This window comes from Fulvivirga kasyanovii, assembly GCF_009711405.1.
GTDB classification, from domain to species: Bacteria; Bacteroidota; Bacteroidia; order Cytophagales; family Cyclobacteriaceae; genus Fulvivirga; species Fulvivirga kasyanovii.
The window spans coordinates 1-8538 of the sequence record NZ_SMLW01000398.1 but is presented as its reverse complement, the minus strand read 5'-3'; the positions used below and the strand labels follow the sequence as shown (position 1 = coordinate 8538).

Below are 8538 nucleotides of genomic sequence, written 5' to 3'. Positions count from 1 at the left end.
ATCCGGCTGCTTCCTCAATACTGCCACGGACAGCCCGCTTTGTTCTATTTTACTTCCATCAGGCAGGTGACCTGTCATAGTCCAGGGAGCAATGTGCGTAGCAATGTTACCCGCAATGTAGACCTCATGGCCACTGAACGTATATTGCGGCTTGATAGCTGCAAATTCCGTAAAGGCTTTTCGCAACATTTCCTGGCCTGAAACAGGAGTTTGTGGCTCAAACATAACTATGGCATTGTCCTCATAAGTTGCCAGTACACCATCAATGTCCTGTTCCTGAAAGGCTGCTACCATTTTTTCTATTGTACTAAAAACATTCTTTTGCTCCTGATTAAAAGTAGTTTCCATTGAGTTGCTGCTTAATGATGTGGTTAATTGATTTTTTTGATTTGTTTGTGCCTGGATGCTGACTCCTATTCCGCAAACCAGCGCCGCCGTAACAATAATTGTCTTATGCATAGTTTTATTATTTTACCAGTCAACCTGTTTTGACTGTAATGCATTAGACTGTTGAAAATAGCAACTGTGAATTTTTTAATTACTTTTTTTAATCAATCGACCGGTTTAGCTCAAGAAGCTTAAAATACAGTGGTACCAAAGCCATGGATACGCCAATAAAAAGCCCGACACGTATGTAGTTTAAGGTTTTCCACAGGTTTGCCCTCTTCACCAGATCAGTGGCCGAAGCAGACGTTTCTGCTATTTTTTGAAACTCAATAATGTTTGGGGCAAAGTATGAAAGTGTCCATACCCTAACAAGGAAATGTACTGCAAACAGTACCAATAGCCAGTTTCTTACAGCACCTAATTTCCAGCAAAAAACGATGGCGGCAATAAATACGACCTCATGTATAGAGTGAAAAATGATCCAAAATGCTTTAAGGCTCATTCCGTTCTTATCGGCAAGTAAGCCGAAGCTTTCGGGTGGTCTGGCAATCCATTTAGGTACCAGTACAGCAGTTTCAAATAGCTGGGCACCATTCATCAGAAAATACAAAAGTATAGTTCCCAACAGCCATATTTCGGCCTTTGAAAGGTAATTTGCGGTTATTGCATTCATTTTGGCTTATTTCTTAAGTTCCTGGTTACATCATGCATGATCCCGGTCGCAGCTACAAAATACCTTTCAATGATCTCTCTTTCTTCTGCCGAGAATGAAGAAACAAGGTCTTTGGTACGCTCTTGAAGGTCTGAAAATACAGGCCCTAGCAAGCTCATAGCTTTTTTTACCTGCGGGATGATCATCACCTTACGCCTGTCCTGCGGGTCCGGTGACCTCTTTACTAACCCTTTCTTTTCCAGCCGGTCTATCAAGCCGGTAACCGCTCCGCCCGTCAATCCGGTGATTTCAGCTATTTCTCCTGCGGTTGATTCCCCTTTTTTGATAATAAGCCCCAGATATTTATGATCAGCCCCTGTAAGGCCTGCCTTGCCGGCGATCACTTCATGCATAATCACGGAAGCATCGGAATAATCCCGGCTGACTTGTCGAAATTTTTCCAGCCATTGGTCGTCTGAGTTTCCCATATTTATTTTAGTTATTAAATATTTTAGTTACTAAACTAAATAAGTTCAACAAGTTTTGCCAGCTTTCTCTCATTTTTAAATTATAAACCTATTGTTAGCACTGCAATTCTTTTCCTGAAATTACCCCCTACCTTTATAGCATATCAAAGTGTGATACACACTTAAGGTATATTATAGCGCAAAAGCACCACTCCATTCCCATAACATTTGGTTCCGGTAAACATCAAGTTAATCAATTTGCCTCTGCCCTCGAAAAGCCTGATCCCCTTTCCTATCACAATAGGGTTTACCTTTATCAGCACCTCATCGATCAGGCCTTCATTGGCCAGTTGTCCCGCAATATTACCCCCACCGCAAAGCCATATATCTTTCCCTGGATCTTGTTTCAATTGCCTGATATATGCCATTGCATTGGTTTTGACCAATTCTACATTTTCATTGCTAACAAAATCCAGCGACTTTGAGAGTACAATATGTTTAAGACCAGAATAAGCAGGCTCACCCGGCTTCAATCCATATTGAAATCCAAACTCATAAGTACCTCTACCCATTATGACGGTATCATAGTCACTAAAACTGCTTACAAAATCGTCAGCATGTTCTCCTTCCATTAAAAAGCCGTTGATACTACCATCTGCTCCAGCTATAAAGCCATCGATGGAGGAGGCTACGTAATAAACTATCTTTCTCATAAACTTCCATGTTATTAGTTTACTCAAAAGTAGCCTCCAGGAAGAGGTATGTATTGGAAAAAAATTACCTCAGAACATCTAATGGCAAAACGTGAGGATATTTTTTCCTGATCTGCAGATATTTTGAAGGACTTCTGGCACTCATCTGATTAAAGTCATTTATGAAATGGGCCTGATCAAAGTAATTGCAGTCAAATGCAATTCCAGCATAGTTCACTTCATTTTGCTGGAGCATCCCCAGGGCTTTATTGAACCTAAACAGTTTTTGGTACTTTTTAGGAGTTACGCCCACCAGGGTCTTGAATTTATGGATCAGGTGCTTTTGAGAATAGCCGGTCTGCCTTACCACTTCAAATAGTGGTTGATTTTCTTCACAGAGCTTTTGGGCTACGAACGACAAAAATGCTGTCTCCTGATCTTTAGACAATAGCCGCTCCAGTAAAAATGTTTCAACTAAATTCATTATCTGAAAATGATCTTTACACGCCAGTAATCGCTCCCTCAAATCCATAATGTCATGCGACATAATCAGCGAAGCATCAATCATATCGTTGTGAAACTCATGGGCCGGTATCCCAAACAAAGCATTTAACCCACCATTTTCAAATTGTATACATAGTGTAGTGGCTGCTCTCTCCGCCAAATAAATTACGGGCTTTGTTTGAATGCCAGTGATCCAGTATTGCCTGAAAGATCGACGGGTAGTGGCCGAAGCAGAAGCACTTTCAAGGAGCCTCTCCGCTTCGTCCAGGGCTATGATTAATTGAGAGCTTCCGTCTGGCAGTAGCATTTCATAGTTACAGTCAGCCGTATAGTCTTTGTAGTATATTAAAGACTTTATAAATGTTCTGAGTGGGTAATCTGGTATTGTAATTTCTAAAAACATGATCAGAAACGTGAAACCACAATTTAACTCATTTCCCTCAAGGGCATATTAAAATCAATTGATTTTGTATGCGAGCACATATACAAGCTTTATATCGCCCACTAATACCCTTGAGGAAGGCCGAACTTTACTTCTGAATCCTGCTCAGCAACCAGGCAATCTGGCCACGATGGTTGGACTCATGTTCACATACATGGAACCATTTCCAGTAAGTGTTTAACGGTCGTTCTTTGGACCATACCGGATCAACAGCAAGCAGCCAGTCGTCATCCTTCTTTTTAAGTTCTTCAAGCGTCTTTTCCCTTACCTGGCTAATCACATCAATGTAGTATTCAGCTTTATGCCCTTTTATCTGCTCCCGGCCTTCATCGCCAAGGTTCATGGCAGCGCCCCACTCCTTCTCTTCCTCTTTGCTAAACTCCTGTCGCTCTTCGAAGGTATTGATCTGATAATATTTCTCTACAGCACCCAAATGCAGCACAAGGGCTCCTATCGTGTTGGCTTCTTCATCGTGCAGGTAATCAAGCTGCTCCATACTCAGGCCTTTGATGCTATTGATAATGGTCTGGCGGTTATAATTCAGCATGGATACCAAAGTCCCGACCTGAGGTGTATAGCCGTCCATAGGGCCAATTACATAAAGCTCATCGGCAGACGAACGCGCGCCGGCTTGCAGTGTTTGTCCGAAGCCACTCAGGCCAAGTATGCCGGTAGTAACTGCGGCGGTGGTGGTTTTGATAAAGTTTCTTCTATCAAAGCCTGTAGATATGGTTTTCATTGGTTTTAGTTGGTTAGGTGATCAATATTTAAGACGTACTTTGCTTTTTAATGTTGAGTTAATTAGAAAAGTTTAATTTATCTTATTCAAACTGCAGCCTGATATAACGGTTTCTATCGTGGCTGCGACTACTGGAAAATTCCATATAAAAGTTATTATCTTTTCTAAAACAGTGAGACAAATGCCAGTTATAAAAATCAATGTTTGTTTTCCTTTTACTAATTAAATCATGTAGGGTGAACTGCCCTTCAGTATAGTAGTTTCCATAGGAATAGGCGTAATCACAGTCAATAAAAACAGGTATATCCCGGAACTGAAAAAGCTCGTTGGTATTCACCTCTATCAGAAAATATGTGTACCATTCGTAACCACCGTTTTCCATAATCACAAATCCACATTTTTCATCTATGAACCGATACATTTCGCCAGACCTGTACCCCTCTCCGTTTTTATCACAAATTCTTAATTTTTGCTTTTCGCTTGAAATGTAAAGGCAGCTATCTGATTGGGTAACATGCTTAAGACTGTAAAGAAGTGAATGATTAGTTGCCCTGGCATTATACAGAGGCAATTCCTCCTTCAAAGCAACAGTTTCTTTACCAAATTCTTCCTTTGTCAGCGTATCAACTTCAATATTCAATGTGCTACCTTTTTCAATATAAAATTTGAATGGCCTTTCGGAGGATTGAGCAATCGCATTAGCATTATTGAAAAGGATAAAACCAAGAATGCATAATAAAGCAACGTTAATTTGGTCTCTCAGCTTACTTATTCTGATTCCGGTTTTTTCCATAGTCAGAACCACCCAAACCTTTTCGGTTTTACAGAATTTTCTCTGTGTATATCAAGAATATCGGACAGCCTGATCTTGTCAAAACCGTCGTACAGTGCTTCTACTCCCTTTTTCATCTTCAAATTGACTTCTTCAGTGTACAGGGGAATGAGGGTATAAAAGTTGATGACTTTATTTGCTGTATGGAGCTGGTGAAACTCTTCCGAAAAAACAACGGTAGGCAGCAGAAGCATCGTGTTTAGCCTTGTATTTTCTGTAAAGGGCTGAGCAGGATCTCCGTTAGGAATCGTATGCCCATACCCCAGCCAGGTGTCATACTCATGAGGAAACCGGGCCAAAATTTTTAGCCATCTTACCGGCCAGTAGTTTTTTTCATCTTCAAAATCCTCCTGGGAAACCTGCCACCACTCAGGCAGGCAAATGCTCAACTCTGCAAAGCAGTAATCATCCATACCCTCAGGTGTATTCATGGGCCTGTCACTCATACCCGAGGTGACCAGCGTGTGAAACGGCCTTTCTTTTGTCGGTTTTACCCAGTGGATATCAATATGGACTTTGTCTGAAATCAACTCGTGAAAAACCATATGAATTTCACCAATATGCTTTTCTATATGTTCTGATATCTCTTCTATTGAAGACTCTCCGGACGCCGGCTCAAACCCCTTGGGTTCACCATGTCTGTAAATCGGTGATTCTGATTCTGGTTCTTCCATTCGTATTTGCTTAACTAATCATCTATTCTGTTTCGATCGGCCGACTGGATATATTCTTCCAGCTTATTAATATCCGAAAATATCGGGCTTATGAGGCTTATGAAGTCTTCCATGGCTTCTTTTGAATCTGCATATGCATAAAACCCACCTGCCTCCGGGTCAAACTCTATATGTTCTAAGAGTCCACTATTATTTTTTTCAAGTATCTGAATGATATGGCCCTCCCAGCAATACCCATTGCCCTCATAGCCATGCTTCTCGAAGAGTGGATAATATTTATTATAGAGATCTTCTGATTCGATAGCTGCAATAATGGCAAACTGCCCATTATCGGAAATTTGAAATGGATACGGATTCATCTGTTCTGATGCTTTATGTTTATTGTTAATGGCAGTCTGAGCCAACATATTATGGTTTAACAAAAACCAATTAACAATACTGCATGAATAACTTTAACCATACAAATTTTTTATTTTAAATATATAAAAAAACTAATAACACCTTAAAACATAAAATAATGATATCACAAAGACAAGTGTCCCTCAATAATAATATTTAAAAAGGAATCATTGGCTTCTGCTTTATGTTTACGAATTTCGTAGCCAAATTAGTCGCTCTGTGAAAACATCTGTTCTGTTAATTACGCCTCCTTTTACCCAGATCAACACGCCGTATCCGGCCACTGCGTATATACAGGGGTTTCTAAGAACACAGGGTATTGCTTCACATCAATCAGACCTTGGTATTGAGGTAGTACTGGAAATGTTTTCCAAAAAGGGTCTAAAGTCAGTTTTTGGAAGTATTCCTCAAGAAGGTGATTTCTCCGATAACGCCCTCAGGATGATCAGCCTGCAAACTGAATACATCAGCACCATTGACCCGGTGATCCGTTTTTTGCAATACAAAAACCCTACACTCGCTTACAACATCTGCGAGGGTGATTTTCTACCGGAAGCCAGCCGTTTTCAGCAATTAGATGACATGGAATGGGCATTCGGAACACTAGGCATCCAGGATAAAGCCCGGCACCTGGCCACACTATACCTGGAAGACCTCGCTGACCTCATTAAAGAGACTGTAGACCCTCACTTTGGCTTTAGCCGCTATGCCGAGCGCCTCGGCAGGTCAGCAACTTCTTTTGATACCCTTGAACAAGCCTTAATAGCCGCACCGGGTTTTGTGGATAAAATATCGACGGCCTTGCTGCAAAAGAAGATCGAGGATATTCAGCCGGAGGCGGTGTGTTTGTCCATTCCCTTTCCGGGCAACCTCTATGGAGGGTTTCGCTGTGGCAAGTTTATAAAAGAAAACTACCCGCATATCAAGGTAATCATGGGCGGTGGCTTTCCTAATACGGAGTTACGCTCGCTAACAGATCCGCGGGTATTCAATTACGTTGATTACATCACTTTGGATGACGGGGAAAGGCCTTTGCTCAACCTGCTGGAACACTTTGCCGGCAAACGTGACATTAGCTCCCTCAAAAGGACTTTCCTGGTTCAAAATGGCTCTGTAAACTATATCAACGGTGGCAAAGAGGGTGACTTCCCATTCAACAAGACCGGCACCCCGGACTACTCCGGCCTGCTGCTGGACAGATACCTGTCTGTCATTGAAATGGTCAACCCTATGCACCGCCTGTGGAGCGATGGCCGCTGGAACAAGCTTACCATGGCCCATGGCTGCTATTGGAAAAAGTGCTCATTTTGCGATATATCACTGGACTACATCAATAATTATGTGCCCGTCAATGCCGCCTTGCTATGCGACCGCATGGAGGAAATGATTGAAGCTACAGGAGAAACAGGATTCCATTTTGTGGATGAGGCCGCCCCTCCTGCTCTGATGAAGGAAATGGCACTGGAAATACTCAAAAGGAACCTAAAGCTCACCTGGTGGGCCAACATCAGGTTTGAGAAGAGCTTTACGGCTGACCTCTGCCGGTTACTGAAAGCTTCAGGCTGTATAGCAGTTTCCGGAGGTTTGGAAGTAGCCTCCGACCGCCTGCTCATACTGATGAAAAAGGGCGTGACAGTGTCGCAAGTGGCCCAGGTTACCGACAATTTTACTGCGTCTGGTATTATGGTGCATGCGTACCTGATGTACGGCTTTCCCACCCAAACCGGCCAGGAAACCATCGACTCTCTGGAAATGGTCAGACAGTTGTTTTTCAATGGCGTAGTACAGTCCGGCTTCTGGCATTTATTTGCCATGACGGCCCATAGCCCGGTGGGGCTTGATCCTGCTGCGTATGGTGTGGTCACGGTTGGCCCTGAAACCGGGGCATTTGCCAATAATGACCTGATTCACGAAGACCCTACCGGCTGCGACCACGAACAGTTTGGGGCGGGCCTTACAAAAGCTCTTTACAATTACATGCATGGCGTGGGCTTTGAAATGCCTCTACAGGACTGGTTCGACTTCCGGGTTCCACGCACTACCATACCTTATAATTTTATAGAAAGGGCCATAGACAGCCAGGACAGGCAATTAAAAGACAGTGGCCGACTGGTATGGCTGGGCAATGTTCCGGCTTTGGAAATCTACAAGAAAAAGAAAAAAGGCCGCACCTACAGAATGGCCAAACTCCATTTTCAGAACAAAAGCGGATCTTTCACTGTCCACACTACCGAAGAAATGGGCAAATGGCTGAAAAAAGCCCTTCCTGCGTGGATGCCATCCTCTTCTCTAAGCCAGAAATTAGCAGAAGTAAGAACAGCGTATCAGGAAGAAACCGATACAGATTTCAATAAAATAATACAAAGTCAGGCCTGGAAGGAATTGATGAAGGAAGGGCTGTTATTGGTTTAATTATCGGTGCAAGCAAAGGCAAAAAGCTTATGCATCAACTGCAATGCCTGACTCATAAAATGAGCCATTCTTATTTTTCCGTTCGTTTTTGGTCATTACCTCAGCCTGGTAATTTCTTTTCGGCTGCCAATGCCCTTTGATCAGAATTGCCCCTAAAAAAGGGATCATCCATATTAACCACCTATGCGCACTACGGCGTTTTTCACTGAAATAGTATCCCTTGTTAACCTTCGCATTTACATATATACTGAATAACAGGTAGGCAACAGATATAATAACAACAAATAACATAGATCAAGAGGAATTTTCGGGGAAACATTAACTTTCGCCTCAGTCCT

11 protein-coding genes are annotated in these 8538 nt (G+C 42.4%); 1 reads left to right on the top strand and 10 read right to left on the bottom strand.

The window, feature by feature from the left end:
• From E1163_RS05250 to E1163_RS05210, 9 genes are all read right to left on the bottom strand, one after another.
• The coding region (locus E1163_RS05250) for a YybH family protein (protein ID WP_155170225.1) at positions 1–459 on the bottom strand (459 nt) is incomplete at its 3' end.
• 88 nt (positions 460–547) lie between these two features.
• Positions 548–1060: a transposase gene (locus tag E1163_RS05245; protein ID WP_155170223.1), complete on the bottom strand. Its 513-nt coding sequence runs from the start codon at positions 1058–1060 to the stop codon at positions 548–550.
• Positions 1057–1527: a MarR family winged helix-turn-helix transcriptional regulator gene (locus E1163_RS05240; RefSeq protein ID WP_221417937.1), complete on the bottom strand. Its 471-nt coding sequence runs from the start codon at positions 1525–1527 to the stop codon at positions 1057–1059. The genes E1163_RS05245 and E1163_RS05240 overlap by 4 nt, the downstream gene beginning before the upstream one ends.
• A 161-nt stretch (positions 1528–1688) precedes the next feature.
• Entirely contained in the window at positions 1689–2219 is a 531-nt protein-coding gene (locus E1163_RS05235; protein ID WP_155170221.1) for a dihydrofolate reductase family protein, read from the bottom strand.
• Positions 2220–2283: 64 nt separating this feature from the next.
• Complete coding sequence (locus E1163_RS05230; RefSeq protein ID WP_155170219.1) at positions 2284–3105, bottom strand: helix-turn-helix domain-containing protein; 822 nt, start codon at positions 3103–3105, stop codon at positions 2284–2286.
• A gap of 127 nt (positions 3106–3232) precedes the next feature.
• Complete coding sequence (locus E1163_RS05225; protein WP_155170217.1) at positions 3233–3883, bottom strand: DinB family protein; 651 nt, start codon at positions 3881–3883, stop codon at positions 3233–3235.
• Between the two features lie 82 nt (positions 3884–3965).
• Complete coding sequence (locus E1163_RS05220; RefSeq protein ID WP_155170215.1) at positions 3966–4676, bottom strand: hypothetical protein; 711 nt, start codon at positions 4674–4676, stop codon at positions 3966–3968.
• Positions 4677–4678: 2 nt separating this feature from the next.
• On the bottom strand, positions 4679–5389 hold the full coding sequence (locus tag E1163_RS05215) for a suppressor of fused domain protein (protein WP_155170213.1): 711 nt from the start codon (positions 5387–5389) through the stop codon (positions 4679–4681).
• 14 nt (positions 5390–5403) lie between these two features.
• Entirely contained in the window at positions 5404–5748 is a 345-nt protein-coding gene (locus E1163_RS05210) for an Imm51 family immunity protein (RefSeq protein WP_185155967.1), read from the bottom strand.
• A gap of 259 nt (positions 5749–6007) precedes the next feature.
• On the opposite strand from E1163_RS05210, the gene E1163_RS05205 reads away from it, so the two are divergent.
• Positions 6008–8200, top strand: coding sequence for a B12-binding domain-containing radical SAM protein (locus E1163_RS05205; RefSeq protein ID WP_343033753.1), 2193 nt, complete (start codon positions 6008–6010; stop codon positions 8198–8200).
• Positions 8201–8227: 27 nt separating this feature from the next.
• Here E1163_RS05205 and E1163_RS05200 read toward each other — a convergent pair whose 3' ends face one another.
• On the bottom strand, positions 8228–8491 hold the full coding sequence (locus tag E1163_RS05200) for a hypothetical protein (protein ID WP_155170207.1): 264 nt from the start codon (positions 8489–8491) through the stop codon (positions 8228–8230).
• Positions 8492–8538 lie beyond the last annotated feature (47 nt).